At 64.5% G+C, this 21,362-nt stretch carries 18 protein-coding genes; 12 read left to right on the forward strand and 6 right to left on the reverse strand.

The genetic code is table 11. The features are described 5' to 3' along the window. Nucleotides 1-248: 248 nt before the first annotated feature. The gene (locus tag AWB65_RS06695; RefSeq protein ID WP_087666395.1) at nt 249-1,526 is read right to left on the reverse strand and encodes an aspartate carbamoyltransferase; all 1,278 of its coding nucleotides are present in this window, start codon (nt 1,524-1,526) and stop codon (nt 249-251) included. Nucleotides 1,527-1,569: 43 nt separating this feature from the next. Beyond that, entirely contained in the window at nt 1,570-1,989 is a 420-nt protein-coding gene (locus AWB65_RS06700; RefSeq protein ID WP_087666396.1) for a secondary thiamine-phosphate synthase enzyme YjbQ, read from the reverse strand. 111 nt (nt 1,990-2,100) lie between these two features. On the opposite strand from AWB65_RS06700, the gene AWB65_RS06705 reads away from it, so the two are divergent. The 3 genes from AWB65_RS06705 (at nt 2,101) to AWB65_RS06715 (ending at nt 4,790) form a co-directional block, all read left to right on the forward strand. Further along, nucleotides 2,101-2,574 (forward strand): BON domain-containing protein, encoded by a 474-nt coding sequence (locus AWB65_RS06705; protein WP_087666397.1) that lies wholly within the window; start codon nt 2,101-2,103, stop codon nt 2,572-2,574. Between the two features lie 81 nt (nt 2,575-2,655). Beyond that, nucleotides 2,656-4,029 (forward strand): NfeD family protein, encoded by a 1,374-nt coding sequence (locus AWB65_RS06710; protein WP_087666398.1) that lies wholly within the window; start codon nt 2,656-2,658, stop codon nt 4,027-4,029. After that, nucleotides 4,026-4,790: a slipin family protein gene (locus tag AWB65_RS06715; protein WP_087666399.1), complete on the forward strand. Its 765-nt coding sequence runs from the start codon at nt 4,026-4,028 to the stop codon at nt 4,788-4,790. The genes AWB65_RS06710 and AWB65_RS06715 overlap by 4 nt, the downstream gene beginning before the upstream one ends. 4 nt (nt 4,791-4,794) lie before the next feature. Here the strand turns inward: AWB65_RS06715 and AWB65_RS06720 are convergent, their stop codons facing one another. After that, entirely contained in the window at nt 4,795-5,331 is a 537-nt protein-coding gene (locus AWB65_RS06720; RefSeq protein ID WP_087666400.1) for a carboxymuconolactone decarboxylase family protein, read from the reverse strand. Nucleotides 5,332-5,539: 208 nt separating this feature from the next. Here AWB65_RS06720 and AWB65_RS06725 point away from each other — a divergent pair, with 208 nt between their 5' ends. The 6 genes from AWB65_RS06725 to AWB65_RS06750 all read left to right on the forward strand — a co-directional run bounded on the left by AWB65_RS06725 (nt 5,540) and on the right by AWB65_RS06750 (nt 12,380). Next, nucleotides 5,540-6,445 (forward strand): LysR family transcriptional regulator, encoded by a 906-nt coding sequence (locus tag AWB65_RS06725; RefSeq protein WP_087666401.1) that lies wholly within the window; start codon nt 5,540-5,542, stop codon nt 6,443-6,445. A gap of 179 nt (nt 6,446-6,624) precedes the next feature. After that, nucleotides 6,625-7,710 (forward strand): HlyD family secretion protein, encoded by a 1,086-nt coding sequence (locus tag AWB65_RS06730; RefSeq protein ID WP_087666402.1) that lies wholly within the window; start codon nt 6,625-6,627, stop codon nt 7,708-7,710. Between the two features lies 1 nt (nt 7,711). Continuing rightward, nucleotides 7,712-9,283 (forward strand): DHA2 family efflux MFS transporter permease subunit, encoded by a 1,572-nt coding sequence (locus tag AWB65_RS06735; RefSeq protein WP_087666403.1) that lies wholly within the window; start codon nt 7,712-7,714, stop codon nt 9,281-9,283. Between the two features lie 27 nt (nt 9,284-9,310). After that, the gene (locus AWB65_RS06740) at nt 9,311-10,771 is read left to right on the forward strand and encodes an efflux transporter outer membrane subunit (RefSeq protein WP_087666404.1); all 1,461 of its coding nucleotides are present in this window, start codon (nt 9,311-9,313) and stop codon (nt 10,769-10,771) included. Between the two features lie 13 nt (nt 10,772-10,784). After that, entirely contained in the window at nt 10,785-11,234 is a 450-nt protein-coding gene (locus tag AWB65_RS06745; RefSeq protein ID WP_087666405.1) for a PaaI family thioesterase, read from the forward strand. Between the two features lie 312 nt (nt 11,235-11,546). Next, entirely contained in the window at nt 11,547-12,380 is an 834-nt protein-coding gene (locus AWB65_RS06750; RefSeq protein WP_087666406.1) for an FkbM family methyltransferase, read from the forward strand. A 16-nt stretch (nt 12,381-12,396) separates the two neighbouring features. Here the strand turns inward: AWB65_RS06750 and AWB65_RS06755 are convergent, their stop codons facing one another. Beyond that, a complete protein-coding gene (locus AWB65_RS06755) occupies nt 12,397-12,705 on the reverse strand; it encodes a HigA family addiction module antitoxin (protein ID WP_087666407.1) in 309 nt (102 codons plus the stop codon). A 30-nt stretch (nt 12,706-12,735) separates the two neighbouring features. Further along, on the reverse strand, nt 12,736-13,014 hold the full coding sequence (locus AWB65_RS06760; protein WP_087666408.1) for a type II toxin-antitoxin system RelE/ParE family toxin: 279 nt from the start codon (nt 13,012-13,014) through the stop codon (nt 12,736-12,738). A gap of 229 nt (nt 13,015-13,243) precedes the next feature. Between AWB65_RS06760 and uvrA the strand changes: the two genes are divergently transcribed. Then, a complete protein-coding gene (gene uvrA / locus AWB65_RS06765) occupies nt 13,244-19,060 on the forward strand; it encodes an excinuclease ABC subunit UvrA (RefSeq protein ID WP_087666409.1) in 5,817 nt (1,938 codons plus the stop codon). A gap of 18 nt (nt 19,061-19,078) precedes the next feature. Here uvrA and cynS read toward each other — a convergent pair whose 3' ends face one another. After that, nucleotides 19,079-19,528 carry a cyanase gene (gene cynS / locus AWB65_RS06770; RefSeq protein ID WP_087666410.1) on the reverse strand — a complete coding sequence of 150 codons (450 nt, stop codon included), beginning with the start codon at nt 19,526-19,528 and terminating at the stop codon, nt 19,079-19,081. A 49-nt stretch (nt 19,529-19,577) separates the two neighbouring features. Here cynS and AWB65_RS06775 point away from each other — a divergent pair, with 49 nt between their 5' ends. Next, nucleotides 19,578-19,991 carry an ACT domain-containing protein gene (locus AWB65_RS06775; protein ID WP_087666411.1) on the forward strand — a complete coding sequence of 138 codons (414 nt, stop codon included), beginning with the start codon at nt 19,578-19,580 and terminating at the stop codon, nt 19,989-19,991. A 99-nt stretch (nt 19,992-20,090) separates the two neighbouring features. Further along, nucleotides 20,091-21,335, forward strand: coding sequence for a DUF445 domain-containing protein (locus AWB65_RS06780; RefSeq protein ID WP_235007529.1), 1,245 nt, complete (start codon nt 20,091-20,093; stop codon nt 21,333-21,335). Nucleotides 21,336-21,362 lie beyond the last annotated feature (27 nt).

Raw genomic sequence — 21,362 nt, forward strand, 5'->3', positions numbered from 1 at the left:
ATCGAATTCGAGGCCCAGGTGCGCGTGATCGCGCGACGCGTGGCTCACAAAAACACCAGGGGCGAGTGAAAGAGACGGCGGATGCGATCGCCGTCGTGTACGCCGTGCACGACCGCCGACACCAGCACGCGCTGCGGTGAAGGAATCCTTTCCATAGACGGCACGCTCCAGAAGTGAACGCTCCGAAGCATAGGCGCGAGTGCGCAGACGCCGCGAAAAGAAGCGCGTCGCCGGCGTATAAACCTGGCTCAGTCGATGCCGTGAAACACCGCATCGTCCGGGCCGACGTAGGCGGGCGAACGCCACGCGGCGTCGCGCATCGAATGCTGGACTTGATGCTCGACACCCAGCAGGATCGCGAAAATCGCCATGCGCACCGGAATGCCGTTGTCCGTCTGGCGAAAAATGGCGAGCCGCGAGTCGTGGTTCAGGTCCGTGGCGAGGTCGTTGGCGCCGGGGCGGCCGTCGCGCGGCAGCGGATGCATGATCAGCGTGTCGGGGCCGCAAACCGCGTTCACCAGCGCCTGGTTGATCTGGAAATCGGGCGTGTAGCCTTCAATCGATTCGTTCGCGAAGCGCTCTTTCTGGATGCGCGTCGCATAGACCACGTCCGCGCCTGTAAGCCCGGCGCGCAAGTCGGTGGTCTGTTCGATCACGTGATCGCCTCGCGCGAGCTTCTCGACGATGTAGTCGGGCATCTCGAGCGAACGCGGCGACACCAGCGTGAACTTCAGCCCGCGATACAGCGACAACAGCTTCGCAAGCGAATGCACGGTGCGGCCGTACTTGAGGTCGCCGACCATCGCGATATGCGAGCCGTCGACGATCTTCCCGATGCGCGAAAACTCACGCTGGATCGTGTAGAGGTCGAGCAGCGCCTGGCTCGGATGCTCGCCAGGACCGTCGCCGGCGTTGATCACCGGGATATTTGTGGCGCGCGCGAATTCGGCCACCGAGCCTTGCTCCGGATGCCGCACGACGAGCGCGTCGGCGTAACCGCTGATCACGCGGCTCGTGTCGTAGATCGATTCGCCCTTCGCCATCGATGAAAACGTGAAGCCGGTCGTGTCGCACACCGAGCCGCCGAGCCGGCAGAACGCCGCGCCGAAGCTTACGCGCGTGCGCGTGCTGGCTTCGAAGAACAAATTGGCGAGCACGGCGCCTTCGAGCACGCGGGTGATCTTCTGGCGCCGGGCGATGGGCTGCATCACGTCGGCGACGCGAAAGAGCGCTTCGGCCGAATCGCGCGAAAACTGGTCGACGGAAAGCAGTTGCGAGCGGCCTTCGAACGCAATCGCCGGCTGTACGCGTTGCGTATATTCTCCGCCATCAGGCGCGCGTTCAAGAATCTCGGCCACGTAACGCCCGGCGATCTCCGGCATCGCGCGAGATTCAGGCGAACCGTCGGGCAGGAGCCACGTATCGAGCGCCCGGCGGGTCACGCCGATGCGGCTCGCGAACACATCGCGCGTCATGTTGAGACGGCGCATTGCGTCGCGCAGGACAGTTTGCTGTTGAACGGCCATGTGTCGCTCCGGTATCGTTTGTGTACGCGGAGCGTATACTATGTCACTCACCGATCAGATGCAATACGACTTCCCGCCGATGCTGCGCGCGCCGGTGTTCGAAGAGATAAATGCCCTGCCACGTTCCGAGCACCATCCGGCCCGCTTCGACCGGAATCGATAGCTGCACGGTCGTGAGGGCGGTGCGCAGGTGCGCGGGCATGTCGTCGGGACCTTCGGCGTCGTGGACGTAACGCTCGGGCGATTCCGGCGCGATCGTCTCGAAGAAGCGTTCGAGGTCGGTGCGCACATCGGGATCGGCGTTCTCCTGGATCAGCAGCGACGCCGACGTATGCCGGCAAAACACCGTCAGGATGCCGGTGCGGACGTCCTGCCGGTCGATCCAGTTGTCGATCTCGGCGGTGAATTCGTGCAGGCCGCGCGTGCGCGTCGCGACCGTCAAATGTTGCAGAGCCTGTTTCATGTCGGTTTCTCGCGGATGCCGTCTTTCCAGTTTATCGGCTGCAAAGCGTTTTGACAGGGCGTCCGGCGCGTCTATCCTGTTCGTGGATGTTTCAGCGATAAGCCGACCGACATGTCTTATTCGAAGTGTGCGCTGCTCCTTTTTCTTTGCCTGCCGGTGACGAACGCGCTCGCCGACGAACCGCGCGAAAACCACGGCAACGACCCCTTTCTGCACGTCTCGACGGCAATCGCCGGCTGCCCCGCGCCGCGCGGTCCGTTCGAAACGCAGGGGGAATGGCTTGCGGAGGCGCATTGGCGCATCGAGCGCGGAAATAGCTGCTGGATCGCGGGGCGCTGCCGGCTGTCGAACAGCTACGCGTACGACAAGGAAATCGCGGAAAGCGTCACGCGGCGGCTCGCTTCGCTCAACCTGGATACGCAATGGAGAGAGAAAACGAGCCTCTGGCTGACGGTGCAGCGCCGCTTTATCTACCTTGACGGCTGCGTCGCGCGCGATTTCGACAAGGCACGCTTTATCTCGCAGCTCGGCGAGACGGCGGACGTCGAAAAGGTCATCGACCGGACGGTGTTTTCGGGCAAGTGAGCCAATTTGGCATAAGCTTGATAACAGACCAGCCTCGTTAAAACAGGAACCACGGCGCTCGCGAGCCGTCGGTTTTCATCGATGAAAACGAACCCTTTCGGCCGGCTTGGCGTCGTGCTGCGTGCCCTGGCGATCCTGCTGCTGGCACTCGCCGCCGGTTCAGTCCCGCGCGCGGCGCACGCCGCTAGCGCGCCAGTGGCGGTGATCGCGGTCGCGGGGGCGATCGGCCCGGCGAGCGCCGATTTCATCGTCCGTTCGCTCGCGCGCGCCGCCGACGACCACGTCCAGCTCGCCGTCCTCGAACTCGACACCCCCGGCGGCCTCGATCTCTCGATGCGCTCGATCATCAAGGCGATTCTCGCGTCGCCGGTGCCGGTCGTGGCGTTCATCGGCCCGAGCGGGGCGCGCGCCGCGAGCGCGGGGACCTATATCGTCTATGCGAGCCACATCGCCGCGATGGCGCCCGGCACCAACCTCGGCGCCGCGACGCCGATCCAGATCAGCGCGGGCGGCAAGCCGGACGCGCCGGCATCCGGCGCGGACACGCAAACGACCGAATCGCGCAAGCAAGTGCAGGACGCTGCCGCCTACATTCGCGGTTTGGCGCAAATGCGCGGCCGCAACGCCGAATGGGCCGAACGCGCGGTGCGCGAAGCCGTCAGCCTGTCGGCGAGCGAGGCGCTGGCGCAACGCGTAATCGACCTCACGGCCGCGGACGTGCCCGATCTCCTCACGAAACTCGACGGCCGCCGCGTGCGCACGCTCTCGGGCGAAACCGTCCTTTCGACCAAAAACGCTCAGATCATCTCGTTCACGCCCGACTGGCGCAGCCGCTTCCTCGCCACGATCACAGACCCGAGCGTCGCGCTGATCCTCGTGATGATCGGCATGTACGGCCTTTTCTTCGAGTTCGCGAATCCGGGCTTCATGCTGCCGGGCGTCGCGGGCGCAATCTGCCTGCTGGTCGGCCTGTTCGCGCTGCAACTCCTGCCGATCAGCTTCGTCGGGCTGGGGTTGATCGTGCTCGGCATCGGCTTTCTCGTCGCGGAAATGTTCCTGCCGACGTTCGGCACGCTCGGCATCGGCGGGATCGTCGCGTTTTCGATCGGCGCGCTGATGCTGATCGATACCGACGTGCCCGGCTTCGGCATTCCGGTGGGCGTCGTCGTGACGCTCGCCGTCGTGAGCGCGCTCTTCATCTTCGGCGTGTCGACGTTCGCTTTGAGGGCGCGCCGGCGGCCGGTCGTGTCGGGCGATCAGGCGATGCTCGGCAGCGTCGGCGTGATGCTGGAGGAGGGCGACGGCGCCGGCTGGGCGCGCGTCCACGGCGAGCGCTGGCGCGTGCGTACCGCCGAGCCGCGCGCGCTTCCCGCGCGCGGTTCACGCGTGCGGGTGACGGCCCGCCAGGGCCTCACACTCACGGTCGAGCCATTGAACGAAGGAGAGCAACGATGATGGGTTTCACATTCGGTTTCAGCGGCGTGCTGGTGGCGCTGATCATCCTGCTGCTGTTTTCGTCGATACGGATTTTTCGCGAGTACGAGCGCGGCGTCGTGTTCATGCTGGGGCGCTTCTGGAAGGTGAAAGGGCCGGGGCTCGTGCTGATCATTCCGGCCGTGCAGCAAGTCGTGCGGATGGACCTGCGCACCGTCGTCTTCGACGTGCCGCCGCAGGATGTGATCACGCGCGACAACGTCTCGGTGAAGGTGAACGCGGTCGTGTATTTTCGCGTGGTCGATCCGGAGAAGGCCGTGATCCAGGTCGCGCGCTTCCTGGAGGCGACGAGCCAGCTCTCGCAAACGACCCTGCGCGCGATCCTCGGCAAGCACGAACTCGACGAACTGCTCGCCGAACGCGAGCGCCTGAACGCGGATATACAGCGCGTGCTCGATGCGCAGACCGACGCGTGGGGCATCAAGGTGTCGAATGTAGAAATCAAGGACGTCGATATCAACGAGACGATGATCCGCGCAATCGCCCGCCAGGCCGAGGCCGAGCGCGAGCGGCGCGCGAAGATCATCCACGCGGAGGGCGAGTTGCAGGCATCGGAAAAGCTGCTGCAGGCGGCGCAGATGCTCGCGCAGGCGCCGCAGGCAATGCAGCTTCGCTACCTTCAGACTCTGACCACGATCGCCGGCGACAAGAATTCGACGATCGTCTTCCCGATGCCGATCGACCTGATTACGTCCCTCCTCGACAAGCTGAGGAAGGACTAGCCGCTCAGTCGACCGCGGGAAAATCGATTTCCGTGTCGTTGACGCGGTTCAGCAGGTTCGTGAACGTGATCACGCTGATCGCGAACAGCGCCTCGACCACTTGCGCTTCGCTGTAGCCGGCCGCGCGCACTTCGTCGACGCGCGCCTGATCGACGGTGCCGCTCGTCGTCACGACGTGGCGCACGAAGCGCACGAGCGCGTCGCGCTTCGCGTTGCCGGTAGCGTCGCCCGCGCGCACCTGTTTCGTTTCATCGAGCGACAATCCCACCATCTTGCCGACGACGGTGTGCGCGGCCACACAATAGTCACAGCCGGCGATTTCGCTGACGGCGAGCTTGATCGCTTCGACGTCGCGCTTGTCGAGGCTGCTCTTGGCGAGCACGGCATCGCCGTTGAGCGCGGCGGCAAGCACGGCTGCGCTGTGCGTGCCGACGGTCGCGTAGGCGTTGGGCACGCGGCCCATCGCGCGCTTGATGCCGGCGAAGAGGTCGGCGGTGACGCCGGTTGCATCGTTGACGTTGATTTGGGAAAAACGTGACATGGTGAGCTCCTGGTTCGTTGGACAGCCATCCGTATGGCGTGAGTGAACTTTATGGCGCGGCGCCCGGCGCGTGAATGCGCGACGGAATCGCAAACATGCTCGATCGGCTCATGAGCCCGCACTGCCTTGCATGGGACGGGCGTACGCGCTAAAGCGCCAACTCCCGATAACAGCGCGATACTCCGGTCGGCAAGAACAAAGGAACTCCATGGACTACCTGACGACCCTGAAGGTGTTCTGCACGGTGGTCGAGGCGAAGAGCTTCACGCGTGCGGCCGACATTCTCGGCGTGACGCCGCCCGTCGTTTCGCGTGCGATTTCGACGCTCGAGCAGCGCCTCGGCAGCCGCCTGTTCAACCGCACGACGCGGCAGATTTCACTGACGGAGACGGCCGAGCATTTCTTCGCGGGCTGCTCGCGCCTGCTCGACGAACTCGACGCGCTCGAAGCAAGCGCCTCGACCCGCGCGAGCGAGGCGACCGGCGTGCTGCGGCTCGTCGCGCATACGACTGCGACGGTCAACCGGCTCGTGCCGCTGATCGCCGCGTTCCGGCGGCGGCATCCACAGGTGCGGCTCGACGTGACGCTGACCGAGCGCCCGGTCGATCTCGTCGCGGAAGGGTACGACCTCGCGCTGGTGCTGCCCTTCATGCTGACGACCGATAACGTCATCACGCGTCTTCTGGAGCGCATTCCGCTCGTGCTGGTGGCGGCGCCCGCGTATCTCGACACCCATCCGGCGCCGCGGCATCCGTCGGAACTCGTGGATCACGAATTCGTGCCGATGTCGGCGTCGATACGCAAGCCCGAGCTGACGTTTCGCATCGGCGGGGAGGAAATCACGGTGCCGCTCAAGTTCGACATCTCGTCGAACAGCGCCGATTTCAACCGGCAAATGGTGCTGGAAGGCTTCGGAATCGGGATCTTGCCGCTTGGGCTGGTGCAGGGGGAAATCGCGTCGGGGAGGATGGTGACGCTGCTCGACCCGTTTGAACTGATGAGTGGCGCGATCGAAATTCGGCTCGCTTACAGCACGCGTGCACTGCTGCCGGCCAAAGTGCGCGCATTCGTCGATCTCGCGGCGGACTTCTTCGGCGACGGCGGACCGGCCTGAATCGGCGCGGAGGCTTGCCAGCCAAGGCTCCGAGCGGATTGTTGCCGGCCGCGTTATTCACTCATGTGCGCGATGCGGGTTGACTTGGTGCATATGCACAACTAGCCTGTCGCCTACCACAAGTGTCATTGAAAGGCACTTCTTCCAATCTCTATGGTGCATATGCACTTTATACGACAATGTCCAGCCCCTCAACTGACGTTTCACCGGTAATAACCCCAGCGCTACCGAAAGCGGCGCGACGCACGCCGTGGATGCTGCTCGCGCTCGGCGCGATTGGTGTCGTGGTGATCGCTGCCGCGACGTACTGGGCGCTCGTGCTGCGCTTCGTCCAGACGACCGACGATGCCTACGTCGGCGGCAACGTGACGGTGATGGCGCCGAAGGTCAACGGCTTCGTCGCCGATCTGCTCGTGCAGGACAACCAGCGCGTGACCGCGGGCCAGGAACTCGTGCGCCTCGATGCCCGCGACTACGACGCGCGCCTCGCGCAGGCAGGCGCGGAAGTGTCGAGCGCACAGGCCGCCGTCGCCGAATTGCAGGCGAAGCGTGACTTGCAGGCCGCGGTGATCAACCAGCAGCAGGCGGAAGTGCGGGCGTCGTCGGCGGAATTGACGCGCAGCGCATCGGACCGTGTGCGCTATCGCGAACTGGTGAAGGACGACGCCGTATCGAGCCAGATCGTCGAACGCGCGGACGCCGATTACACGAAGGCGAGCGCCTCCGTCGAGCGCAGCGGGGCGTCACTCGTCGCGGCAAAGCGTCAGTTGGCCGTGATCGAAGCGCAGATCGCCGACGCCAATGCGCGCGTCGCGACGGCCGAGGCGGCGCGCCGCGTCGCGGAACTGAACGTCGAGTACACGACGATCCGCTCTCCGGTGGACGGCTACGTCGGCAATCGCACGGCGCGGGTCGGGATGCTGGCGAACACGGGCGTGGCGCTCTTGACGATCGTGCCGTCGTCGGGACTCTGGATCGACGCGAATTTCAAGGAGGATCAGTTGAAGAAGATGCGCGTCGGCGATGAAGTCGACGTCGATCTCGACGCCTCCAGCACGCCGATCCACGGCCGCGTGGAAAGCCTCGCGCCGGCGACCGGCGCGACTTTCAGCGTCCTCCCCGCCGAAAACGCGACCGGCAACTTCACGAAGATCGTGCAGCGCGTGCCAGTGCGCGTACGACTCGACATACCGAAGGAGATGCAGGCGGTGCTGCGCCCGGGTTTGTCGGCGACGGTGAAAGTGCATCTCTCCGGCGCGAACTGACATGACCGCGACCCTTCCCTTAGATCCCGCCAGCCAGCCCACGAAGCAGCGCGTGCTCGCGTTCGCGCTGATGTGCCTCGGCTTTTTCATGGCGACGCTCGATATACAGATCGTCGCGTCGTCGCTGAAGGACATCGGCGGCGGATTGTCGGCGAGCCAGGATGAGCTTTCGTGGGTCCAGACGTCGTACCTGATCGCGGAAATCCTCGTGATCCCGATGTCCGGCTGGCTCTCGAAGGTGTTCTCCACGCGCTGGCTCTTCGTGGCATCGGCGGTCGGCTTCACGATCACGAGCATGCTGTGCGGCATGGCGTGGGACATCAACTCGATGATCCTCTTTCGCGGCCTGCAGGGCGCGCTCGGCGCCGCGATGATCCCGACCGTCTTTACGACCGCGTTCGTGCTGTTCCCCGGCAAGCAGCGCCTGATCGCATCGACGACGATCGGCGCGCTCGCCTCGCTCGCGCCGGCCATCGGCCCGGTGATCGGCGGGTGGATCACGTCGCAATGGTCGTGGCACTGGCTGTTCTATTTGAACGTCGTGCCGGGCATCGTGGTCGCGGCGCTCGTGCCGAAGTTCGTGCACATCGACGAGCCCGATCTCTCGCTGCTGAAAAAGGGCGACTACCTCGGCATCGTGCTGATGTCGGGCTTTCTCGGCTGTCTCGAATACGTGCTGGAAGAAGGGCCGCGCAAGAACTGGTTCGGCGATCACGTCATCGTCGCGTGTACGTGGATTTCGGCGATTTGTGGCTTTTTGTTCTTCGTGCACGCGTTCACGGCGAAGGACCCGATCGTCGATCTGAAGGCGCTCGCGGTGCGCAATTTCGCGATCGGCAGCCTGCTGTCGTTCGTGACGGGCATCGGAATTTTCGTATCGGTGTTCCTGACGCCGGTGTTCCTGAGCCGCGTGCGGGGCTTCGATTCGCTGGAAATCGGGATCGCGCTGCTGTCGGTCGGATGTTTCCAGCTGCTCGCGCTCGGCGCCTACGCGCTCGCGACGAAGTTCATCGATATGCGCGTGCTGCTGGTTTTCGGCCTCGTGTGTTTCGGCGCGGGTTGCTATCTATACACACCGCTCACGAACCAGTGGGGCTGGCATGAACTGCTGCTGCCGCAGGCACTGCGCGGCATCGGCCAGCAGTTCGCCGTACCGCCGATCGTCACGATGGCACTCGGCTCGTTGCCGCCGTCGCGGCTGAAATCGGCGAGCGGGCTTTTCAACCTGATGCGCAATCTCGGCGGCGCGATCGGCATCGCGGTCAGCGCGACGATGCTCAACGATCGCCTGAATCTCCACTATCTGCGGCTGAATGAGAGCGTGACGGTCGGCAATCCGCAGGTCGAGGGGCTGCTCGCGCGCAGTGCGGGGCACTTCGCGTCGGTGGCGGGCGATGCGCTCGACGCCACGCAGGCCGGGCTCGCGAACTTGCACGCGCTCGTGTTCCGCGAGGCGCTCGTGCTGACGTTCGCCGATTGCTTCTACTTGCTGGCGCTGTGTTTCACGGTGGGCGTGGTCAGCGTTCTGTTCTCGCGGCCGATTACCAGCGCGCCGCCTTCCGACGCGCATTGAGCCTCCAAGCGGAAATTTGAGACGATCATGAGAAAACTTCTCGTTGAAATCCTGGCTTGTCTGTCGCTGGCCGCGTGTGCGGTGCAACCCGCGACGCACGCCGATTTGCCCGCCACGGTTACTGCCACGGCACCCGCCGCATGGAGCGTGGACGTGCCGCGCGATCCCGCCGATCCCGCCGCGTGGTGGACCCAGTTCGGCGACCCGGTGCTGCACGAACTCGTGGCGTCGGTGCTGAACGACAATCTCGATTTGCAAGCCGCCGTCGAGCGCGTGAAGCAGGCGCAGGCGCTCACGACGCAGCGCCGCGCCGCGCTCCTCCCGCAACTCGACGCGAACGCCGGCGCCTCCGATGCCCGTCAGAACACGCCGCCGCCGCTCGGCTACGTGCGTCAGGCGGGGATCGGGTTGTCGCTGAGCTGGACGCCCGATGTGTTCGGCGGCGAGCGGCTGGAATTGCTGGCGTCGCAGGCGCAACTCGTCGGACGCGAACATGCCGCCGATCAGTTGCGGCTCGCGCTCGCAGCCGATACGGCGTCGGCGTATGTCGATTTGCGCTGGGCGCAGGCGGAACTGAAGATCCTGCGGGACAATCTCGCGATCCGCGAACGCGCGCTGCGGCTGACACAGCGCCGCCTGCAATACGGCCTCTCGACGCAGCTCGACGTCTCGCGCGCGCAGAACCAGTTGAGCGACCTGCAATCACGCATTCCGCGCGTTCAGTCGACGATTCAGCATCAGTTGAGCCTGATCGCCGTGTACTCGGGTCGCACGCCCGAATCCGTCGACCGGCTGATGCTCGCGAACGCCGGCGACGCGCCCGTGATCCCGGTGCCCGCGAGCGGCGTGCCGCAGACGCTGCCGTCCGATGCGCTCCTGCGCCGCCCGGACGTGCTCGCCGCCTACGCGACCGTCCAGCAGCGCGCGGCGGAGGTCGGGGTGTCGCGGGCGGAGCGCTATCCGAAATTTTCGTTGCGTCTGACGGACGGCTTGCTGGCGTCGTCGTATCTCGGCCTGCCGACCCTCACCGACAACCTCTTCAGCGCCGCCCTCAACGCGACGAGCCCGATTTTCAATGCGGGCCGGATCACGGCTGGGATCGAGCAGAGCGAGAGCCGGTTGCGCGAATCCGATCTGAACCTTCGGCAGACGATGCTGCAGGCGCTGAAGGAAGTGGAGGATACGAGGAGCGACCTCGTCAGCACGACCGAGCAGTCCGCGCGTCTCACTGATGCGCTCGCCGCGTCAGACAAGTCGTTGACACTTTCGACGCAGCTCTACAAAGGCGGCGCGGCGAGCTTCCTGGACGTGCTGGCGGCGCAGGAGTCGTATCTGCAGGACGCGGATTCGTTGAATCTGGCGAAGCGCGAGCATGCGCTGGCGGCGGTGGCGCTGTACCGGTCGCTCGGCGGTGGCTGGAGCCAGACGCCCGTGGATGCCGATGCGCTCGCGAGCCGCACGCCGTCGCTCGTCGAAGCGGTCAAGTAAGGAGAACGGGGATATGAGCCTGATCGAAGAAACCGGCGCCGGCCTCGACGGCCTCTCGCAATTGCGCGCGCTGATCGCCTCGGGACGCAAGCCCGGAATACTCGTCGCGCTCGATTTCGACTTCGTGGAAGTCGAGGCGGGCAGGGCGGTGTTCGCGGGCATCGCGGGCGAACACGCATACAACCCGATCGGCACCGTACACGGCGGTTACGCGGCCACGCTGCTCGACTCGGCGTGCGGATGCGCCGTGCACTCGTGTCTCACACCGGCGCAGGCCTACACCACGCTCGAACTGAAGGTTTCATACCACAAGGCGATTACGCGCGACTCGGGCCTGCTGCGCGCTGAGGGCCGCGTGCTGTCGATCGGACGGCGCGCCGCGTTCGCCGAGGCGACGCTAAAGGACGCGAGCGGCCGCCTGCACGCCTCCGCGACCTCGACGCTGCTCGTCATCGACCGCTGATCTGGTCGGGGCCGTCGAGAGCTGCTTCCTTTAGCCGGCTCTCGGAAAATCACTAGGAGCGTTCTCGCGGATCATTTTCGGGTGGACGTCTACCTTTACCGAAAGTCGCGCGATCGCCTTGAACGACGGTGTACGAGGTCTTGCAGCGACAGGCTGCTGCGGAGAATTTCCAATATTGATCGAAGTGAGCAGGGCAGATGTTAGGGTCGGAAGCAAACACTCACTTATGCGCACTTTTCTACAAATCCAGCGACACAGTGGAGCATATCACGCGTATAAGTGATGTTTTGTTGACAGAAAACAGGAAAAACCATGCAGAACGCTTCGCCGACCCCACTGACGCCGCCGATGTACCTAATTCAGACGCGTCACGGTTCGATGCTGGCAAACGGTAACGACTTTTTCATCGGAAGGGCGCTGCTGGAGTATGGCGAATTCAGCGAAATCGAGTCGCAGTTCATCATGCAGTTGGTCGGCGGTTCCGGACTTGTGGTTGAGGTGGGGGCCAATATCGGCGCTCATAGCATCGCGATGGCGAAGACCGCGGCTCAAAACCACCAGACGATGGTGGTATTCGAGCCTCAGCCCGTCATTTTTCAGAACCTGTGCGCAAATCTCGCGCTGAACAATATCCAGAATGTTCGGGCTTGGCCTTTCGCCTGCGGGGCGGAGAAGGGCGAACTCCACTTTCCGTCACAAGACTACTATTCGCCGGGCAATTTCGGAGGCGTGTCAATGCAGACCGAGGCCGGCGCGAACACGGTCGTTGTTCCGTGCGTAACGCTTGACGAGATGTTGGGCGGCGCACTCGTAAGCCTCATTAAACTTGACGTGGAAGGCTTCGAATTGTCCGCGTTGCAGGGGGCGCAACGCACTATCGGGCGCTCCCGTCCGGTGCTGTATGTGGAAAACGACCGCATGGATCGATCACCCGCGCTGATCGAATGGATATGGTCACAGGACTACAGGGTTTGGTGGCACATCCCGGCGCTTTTCAATCCGGACAACTATTTTGCGAAGTCCGAGAATATCTATAACAACATCGCGTCGTTCAATCTGCTGGCGCTGCCACGCGAACGCGCGGTGCAGACCGCAGGCTTGATTGAAGTCACTGATTCGGCGTTTCACCCGCTCGCCAAACGCTGACCAGCCGATTGCCCGTTCACGCCGTATCGCGCGGTGAAATCGTCCGCGCGATCTCCTCCGCGTGCTCCCGCTCGGCGATCTTCAGGTCGTACGTCACTTGCAGATTGAGCCATGTCTGGGCGTCGCCGCCGAAGTAGCGCGCGAGCCGCAGCGCCGTTTCGGGCGTGATCCCGCGCCGTTCGAGCACGATGTCGTTGATGCGGTTCGCCGTGACGTCGAGCGCGCGGGCGAGCGCGTTCGCGGTCATGTTGAGCGGCACGAGATAGTCCTCGCGCAGCACTTCGCCCGGGTGGACCGGACGCATGCCGTTCTTGAAATTGGCCATATTGATGTAGCCTCGCTTGGTGATAGTCGCTTAGTGGTAGTCGATGATCCGCACCTCGGCGGGTCCGTCCGGCGTCCATGAAAACAGGAGGCGCCACTGATTGTTCACGCGAATGCTGTACGTAGTGCCGAGATCGCCGCGCAATACTTCGAGCCGATTGCCCGGCGGCGTGCGCAACGCGCTGAGCGTGGCGGCGGCGTCGAGCAGCGTGAGTTTGCGCTCGGCTGCGGCCAGAATGTTCGCGAAGCGGCGGGTGCGCCCGGTTTCAAACAGCGCCCTCGTTTCGGCGCACTCGAAAGCAACAATCATTGGTCGTCATTTTATGCCGTTTGCCGGCAAGCGGCAAACTATTTTTCGTGGATTCCGCCGGAGCGGAACGGCTTCTGCTGGACTACCGCGTGCTCGGCACTTTTTGCGACAAACACTGTATGAGTGTACAGTGTCGAGCTTGGCGGCCGGGAGCCTGCGGATGGCATAAGCCGTGTGCACACCGAGCCGGAACTGAGCGACATAACTCATTGAACCGGTTAGCAAAAAAGTGGCATCGAATAACGCAATCCGCATTCGCGGCGCCCGTCAGCACAACCTCAAGAACCTCGATCTCGACCTCTTCACCGGCCAGATGACGGTGGTTACGGGCCCGTCGGGCTCGGGTAAATCGAGCCTCGTGTTCGACACGCTCTACGCGGAAGGCCAGCGTCGCTACGTCGAAACGTTCAGCGCCTACGCCCGCCAGTTTCTCGACCGGATGGACCGGCCGCAGGTGGACCGCGTGGACGGCGTGCCGCCCGCCATCGCCATCGACCAGACGAATCCGGTGCGCAGTTCGCGCTCGACGGTCGGCACGATGACCGAGCTGAACGACCACCTGAAGCTCTTTTACGCGCGCGCCGCCGAACTGTTCGATCGAAAGACGTCGCATCAGGTGCGGCACGACACGCCGGAAACGATCTACGCCGAGCTACTGGAACGCACACGCGCCGGCGATCCGCGCATCGCGATCACGTTCCCGGTCGAACTCCCCGATACCGCCAGCGACGACGAAGTCACGCAGTGGCTCTCCGCGAGCGGCTACACGCGCGTGCAGGCAAAGCGTCACGTCGAGACGGAGAGCGGCGCGCGACAGTTGCTCGATGTCGTTGCGGACCGGTTCCGCTTGCAGAACACCGAGCGCTCGCGCGCGCTGGAGGCGATCGAAGGCGCGCTGTTGCGGGGTACGGGGCGTGTAAACGTCTACGTGCTCGCCGACGAAGGCGAGCCCGAGATCTGGCGCTTTTCGACTGGCCTGCACAGCCCGGAGAGCGATATCCGCTATGCCGATCCGCAGCCCGCGCTCTTTTCCTTCAATTCGGCCTATGGCGCGTGCGAGACGTGCCGCGGCTTCGGCCGGGTGATCGGCGTCGATCTGGGGCTCGTGATCCCGGACGAGCGCAAGACGCTCAAGGAAGGCGCGGTCAAGACGCTGCAGACGCCCGCGTGGAAGGAAAATCAGGACGATCTCATGCGCTACGGCGCGAAGGCGGGCATTCGTCTCGGCGTGCCGTGGAGCGAACTGACGCAAAAGGAACGCGACTGGGTCATCAAGGGCTCGCCGGACTGGACGGGCAAGTGGGGTAACCAGTGGTACGGCGTGCAGCGCTTCTTCGATTATCTGGAGTCGAAGGCGTACAAGATGCACATCCGCGTGCTGCTGTCGAAATATCGTAGCTACACGAAATGTCCCGCGTGCGACGGCGCGCGCCTGAAAACCGAGGCGCTGCTCTGGCGCCTCGGCACGAAGGAACAGGCCGACGCGGTGCTTTCGCCGGCCGATCGCTTCATGCCGACCGGCGTCGAATGGACGCGTCCGCAGCTTGAGGCGATGCCCGGCCTCACGCTGCACGACCTGATGCTGATGCCGATCGAACGCATCCGCCGCTTCTTCGATTCGCTGACGCTGCCGAGCACGCTCCTCGACGAAGCCCTGAAGCTGCTGCACGCCGAAGTCCGCACGCGTCTCAAATATCTGTGCGACGTCGGCCTGGGCTATCTGACGCTCGATCGCCAGAGCCGCACGCTATCGGGCGGCGAGGTCCAGCGGATCAACCTGACGACCGCGCTCGGCACGTCGCTCGTCAACACGCTGTTCGTCCTCGACGAACCGAGTATCGGGTTGCATCCGCGCGACCTGAACCGGATCGTCGAGGCGATGCACCGGCTGCGCGACGCGGGCAACACGCTCGTCGTGGTGGAGCACGATCCGTCTGTGATGCTGGCCGCCGATCGCCTGATCGACATGGGCCCGGGCCCCGGCGAGCGCGGCGGCGACATCGTCTACGACGGCTCGCCCAACGAAATCCAGAACAGCGACACGCTGACCGGCGCCTATCTCGGCGGTAGGAAACATGTGGCGCATGCGTCGAACTGGCTGCGCCGTCTGGTCGACGACAGCACGCCGCGCCTGATTCTCGAAGGCGCGAGCGACCACAACCTGCGTGAGGTCACGGTCGAGATCCCGCTGCAACGGCTCGTCTGCGTGACAGGCGTATCCGGTTCGGGCAAGTCGACGCTGATTCAGGACGTGCTCGCGCCCGCGCTCGCCCGCCATTTCGGCAAGGCGACGGAAGCGCCGGGGGCGTTTCGCGCGCTGCAAGGCGCCGATCAGTTGAGCGACGTCGTTTTCGTCGACCAGTCGCCGATCGGGCGCACGGCGCGCTCGAATCCGGCGAGCTACGTCGGCGCGTTCGACGAAATCCGCAAGTTGTTCGCGAAGGCGCCGCTCGCCGCCCAGCGCGGCTACGGCGCCAGCATGTTCAGCTTCAACTCGGGCGACGGCCGCTGCCCAACCTGCGGCGGCTCGGGCTTCGAGCACGTCGAAATGCAGTTCCTGAGCGATGTGTACCTGCGCTGCCCGGATTGCGACGGACGGCGTTATCGCGCCGAGGTTCTTGAAGTGAAGATCGAGCGCAGCGGGCGTCATCTGAGCGTCGCCGACGTGCTCGAACTGACGGTGAGCGAGGCCGTCGCGCTCTTCGCCAACGATGCCGAAGTGCTGCGCGTGCTGCAACCGATCGTCGATGTCGGGCTGGAATACGTAAAACTCGGCCAGCCGGTTCCAACCCTTTCCGGCGGCGAGGCGCAACGTCTCAAATTGGCCGGCTTCCTCGCGGAAACGTCTCAAGCGAAGGGCGGAAAGCAGGGCCGCCTCTTCATGTTCGACGAACCGACGACCGGCCTCCATTTTGACGACATCGCCAAGCTGATGCAGGCGCTGCGCCGCTTGCTGGAGCGCGGCCATTCGCTGATCGTGATCGAGCACAACCTCGATGTGATCCGCGCCGCCGACTGGATCATCGATCTCGGCCCCGAAGGCGGCGACGGTGGCGGGCAAGTCGTGTGCGTCGGCACGCCGGACGACGTCGCCGCGTGCGAGCAGTCGCACACGGGCCGCGCACTCCTCGACTATGAAGAATCGATGGCGCCCGGCGCTGCCGAAAAGCGCGCGTCGGGCGTGCCGCTGCAGCTTGCTGCGGAAGTGGCGAGCGCGCGTCGCGCGTTGCAGGGCGAGGACGTGGTGCGCATCGTCAACGCGCGCGAACACAATTTGAAATCGCTCGACGTCGACATTCCTCACGGCAAGTTCAACGTCATTACGGGGGTGTCCGGCTCCGGTAAATCGACGCTCGCGTTCGACATCCTTTTTCACGAAGGCCAGCGCCGTTATCTCGAATCGCTGAACGCGTATGCGCGCTCGATCGTTCAGCCAGCGGGCCGCCCCGAAGTCGATGCGGTCTACGGAATTCCGCCGACGGTCGCGATCGAACAGCGTCTGTCGCGCGGCGGGCGCAAGAGCACGGTCGCGACCACGTCCGAGGTGTGGCATTTCCTGCGGCTGCTGTACGTGAAGCTCGGCATCCAGCACTGCGTCCACGATGGCGCGCCGGTCCAGGCGCAGAGCGCCGAATCGATCGCCGCGCAAATCCTGCGCGATTTCAAGGGCCAGCACGTCGGGCTGCTCGCGCCGCTCGTCGTGAACCGGAAGGGCGTCTATACCGATATCGCGAAATGGGCGAAGGCGCGCGGGAATACGCATCTGCGCGTCGACGGCGAGTTTTTGCCCGTCAGCCCGTGGCCGAAGCTCGATCGCTTTCGCGAGCACACGATCGAACTGCCGGTCGGCGATCTCGTCGTGTCGGCGAACGACGAAGCGGCGCTGCGCAAGCTGCTCGACGAGACGCTCGAAGTCGGCAAAGGCGTGATGCATCTGCTCGCGCCGCTCGACGACCTGCACGGCGCGCTCAGCAACGGGCATCGTCGCGGGAAGGAAGAAACGCGCGTGTTCTCGACAAAACGCGCCTGTCCGGTGTGCGGCACGAGCTATCCGGAGCTCGATCCGCGCATGTTTTCGTACAACAGCAAGCACGGCTGGTGCGGGACCTGCGTCGGCACGGGCCTGAAGCTCACGCGCGAACAACGCGCCGCCTACGACGACACAATCCTCGCCGGCGACGACCGCGGCCGCGAGCAGACCATCGGCTCGGTCGATCAGGAACCGGACGACGTCGTGGACGTGCCGTGCCCCGATTGCGAAGGCACGCGCCTGAACGAGGTCGCGCGCGCCGTGACGTTCGGCAACTTCCCGATCACGGACGTTGGCCGCTGGACCGTCAGCGACACGCGCCAGTGGGTGCAGAAGCTCGCGTTGAAAGGCCGCGACGCCGATATCGCGCGCGATGTCGTCAGCGAAATCGAAGGGCGCCTGCAGTTTCTGGAAGAAGTCGGACTTGGCTATCTGAGCCTCGACCGCGCTGCGCCGACGCTCTCCGGCGGCGAAGCGCAGCGCATCCGGCTCGCGGCGCAGCTCGGCAGTAATCTGCAGGGCGTTTGCTACGTGCTCGACGAACCGACCATCGGCCTGCATCCACGCGACAACCAAATCCTGCTCGACGCGTTGAAAAAGCTTGGCGACAAGGGCAATACGCTCGTTGTCGTGGAGCATGACGAGGACACGATTCGGCGCGCCGATCACATCATCGATATCGGGCCGGGCGCGGGCAAGCGCGGCGGGACGGTGGTCGCGCAGGGCGGCGTCGACGATCTGGCGGCGCACAAGGATTCGCTGACCGGCCAGTTTCTCGCCAACCCGATCGTGCATCCGCTTAAACCCCGCCGCGACGTGCGCGCCGGCACTGCCAAGCGCGCGGCGACGCCCGAGCATTGGCTGACAGTCGAAGGCGCGACGCTGCACAATCTGCGCAACGTCACGGCGAGCATGCCGCTTACGCGTCTCGTCGCGATTACGGGTGTCTCCGGCTCCGGCAAATCGACGCTCGCCCGCGACGTTTTGATGACAAATCTCCTCGATGCGGTCGGCCGTTCGGTGCTGTCGTCGCCCGCGACGCGCCGCGCGCGCAAAGCCGCTCAGGCGGACGCGCCCGTGCGCAACCGCGCGAGCGTTTTGTCGCGCGAGGCGCCGCGCCCCAAATTCGACGTCGCGCACAACTGGCAGGGCTGCTCGGGCGTGACCGGCTGGGAATCGATCGATCGCGTGCTCGAAGTCGACCAGACGCCGATCGGCAAGACGCCGCGCTCGTGTCCGGCGACCTATATCGGCATGTGGGACACGATCCGCAAGCTGTTCGCCGATACGCTCGAAGCTCGCGCGCGCGGCTACACGCCGTCGCGTTTTTCCTTCAACACCGGCGACGGCCGCTGCCCGGCGTGCGAGGGGCAGGGCGTACGCACGATCGCGATGAGCTTCCTGCCCGACGTGAAAGTGCCGTGCGATGTCTGTCACGGCCAGCGCTTCAACCCGGAAACGCTCGCGGTGACGTGGCGCGGCAAGAACATCGGCGAAGTGCTGACGATGGAAATCGACGAGGCCGTCGAGTTCTTCGGCTCGATGACGAGCATCGCGCATCCGCTGCAGTTGATGAAGGACGTCGGGCTCGGGTATCTGACGCTCGGCCAGCCTTCGCCGACGCTGTCGGGCGGCGAGGCGCAGCGCATCAAGCTCGTGACGGAACTGAGCAAGGTGCGCGACGACGTCACGCGGCGCGGGCAAAAGGTGCCGCACACACTTTACGTGCTCGACGAACCGACAGTCGGCCTGCATATGGCAGACGTCGCAAAATTGATCCGCGTGCTGCATCGGCTGGTGGACGGCGGGCATAGCGTCGTCGTGATCGAGCACGATCTCGACGTGATCGCCGAAGCCGACTGGGTGCTGGACCTCGGCCCAGAAGGCGGTGTGAACGGCGGAATGATCGTCGCGGCCGCCGATCCGGAGACGCTTTCCCGAAACGCGCGCAGCCACACCGGCGCGGCATTGCGGCCAGTGCTGGCTCGGGTGGCGGCGGAGGAAAACGCCGCCTGACTGCGGTTGGTTCACTGTTCAGTAACTCTTGTAGGGCAGAAACTTACCCGACAGAATGACGTTGACCCGATCCCCCTTGGGATCGGGCTGGCGCTGAATGTCCATCGAAAAATCGATCGCGCTCATGATTCCGTCGCCGAATTCTTCGTGGATCAGTTCCTTGATCGTCGTTCCGTAGACGTTCACGATCTCGTACCAGCGGTAGATCAGCGGATCGGTAGGCACGGCGCCCGGCAGCGAGCCTTTACACGGAACGATCTGAAGCCACGCGACGGCTTCATCGGAAAGTTCGAATATTTCGCCTACGGTCGTCGCCTGTTCCTTGGTGAAGGTCATCTGGCCGAGGCAGCCGGCCGTCACCCATTCCTTGCTCAGGCCGACTTTTTGCGCGACATCGGCCCATTTCAGCCCCTTGCCGACCTTCGCGGTGAGAATCATCCGCGTCACTTCGCTACGATCTGAAATCATCGCTGTCACTCCGTGGAAAAATCCGCTTGAGTTTAGGTGGACAAAAATCATGACCCAGGCGATCTCGACTCTCGACGTGCTGCTTGCATCGATGAAACCCAAATTGCAAGCGGGCGTGTATGTTTTCGCGTCCGTGCCATTCGATGCCGACCTGCGCGGTGTGGAGGCGATCGCTACTTTCCGCGAACGGGAAGGGCTGACCATGATCGTCGAGGAAAGCGAAGCGTCGAAAGCCGGGCTGACACCGCTCTTTCGCGCCGCCTGGATTACGCTGACGGTTCACTCCGACCTGAACGCTGTTGGCCTGACCGCCGCCTTTGCCCGCGCGCTCGGCGATGCGAACATCAGTTGCAATGTCGTCGCGGCCGCGTTTCATGACCATATCTTCGTTCCCGTCGACGATGCCGGGCGCGCCTTGGCCGCGCTCGAAGCGCTCCAAAAACGCGCTTCGGCGAGAGAATGAAGCGCGCGCTACACGCTGGTATGCTTGCCCCCTCGACCAATCAGGACCAGAACAAACTCCAAGATGGAAACGCAGGATAAAGCAGCAGCACTCAAACGAATGAAGTGGTTCGCGGCGGCCTTGCTGGTGGCGGCCGGCGCGTTGTTCGCGCTCGCCAGGAGCCAGCACGACGCCGGCGCGTGGGCGTGGGTCTCGGCGTTCGCGGAAGCGGCGATGGTCGGCGCGCTGGCGGACTGGTTCGCGGTCGTCGCGCTCTTTCGCCATCCGCTCGGCGTGCCGATTCCTCATACGGCGATCCTGCCCGCGAACAAGGCACGCGTCGCCGACAACCTCGCCGCGTTCGTGCGCGACCGCTTTCTCGGCACCGACGCGTTGGTCGATCGCGTGAACGCGTTCGATCCCGCCGGCCGTCTCTCGATGTGGCTCGCCGAGCCGAAGAACGCCGAACTGCTTGGCAGGAAGGCGGTGACCTCGGCAAGCCAGCTCTTGAACTTCATCGACGACGCGCGCATCAAGACGATGCTCTACGACGCGCTGCGCCGCCGCGCCGAAAAATTCGACCTCGCGGGCGCGGCGGGTGGCCTGCTCTCCACGCTGACTGCCGACCAGCGCCATCAACTGCTGCTCGACGAAGGCCTGCGCGAACTGGCCGACTGGCTGGACCGCGGCGAAGTGCAGCAGATGCTCGCCGACAAGATCGTGCAGGTGGCGGGCGAGGAGTATCCGAAGCTCGTTGGCGCGCTTGGCTTCATCGGACTGAACGCCGAGGAACTCGGCAACAAGTTCGCGGCGGGCCTCGTGCGCGGCGCGAACACGTGGCTGCACGACATCAGCAGCGACCCGGAACACGAGCGCCGCAAGGCATTCGACCGCGCGGTGGAAGGGTTCGTCGAACGGCTGAAGTCCGATCCGGCGTTCAAGTCGCGCATCGACGAGCACAAGCGGCAATGGCTTGAGCGGCCGGAACTGCGCGCGTACGTCAACGGCCTGTGGGACGAGTTCACCGCCTGGCTGCACGCCGATCTCGAACGCCCGGATTCGACGCTTCACGCCAAGGTGGTCAGCGTGGCGGCGACGTTCGCGCAGGCGCTCGGCAGCGATCCGGCGCTGCGCGACTCGATCAACGAGCACATGCGCGATGCGTTGAAGGCGCTGGCGCCTGAACTGCGCGAAGGCATCGCGAAGCACATCGCGACGACTGTTCGCCAATGGGACGATGCCACGCTCGTACGCGACGTCGAACTGAACATCGGCCGCGATCTGCAGTTTATCCGCGTGAACGGTACGCTGGTAGGCGGCGCGGTCGGGCTGCTGATTCACGCGGTGACGCTTTTGACCGTTTGAGACGAATCGCGCGGTCGTAGGGGTTTC

It is taken from the genome of Caballeronia humi (assembly GCF_001544475.1).
Lineage (GTDB): Bacteria > Pseudomonadota > Gammaproteobacteria > Burkholderiales > Burkholderiaceae > Caballeronia > Caballeronia humi.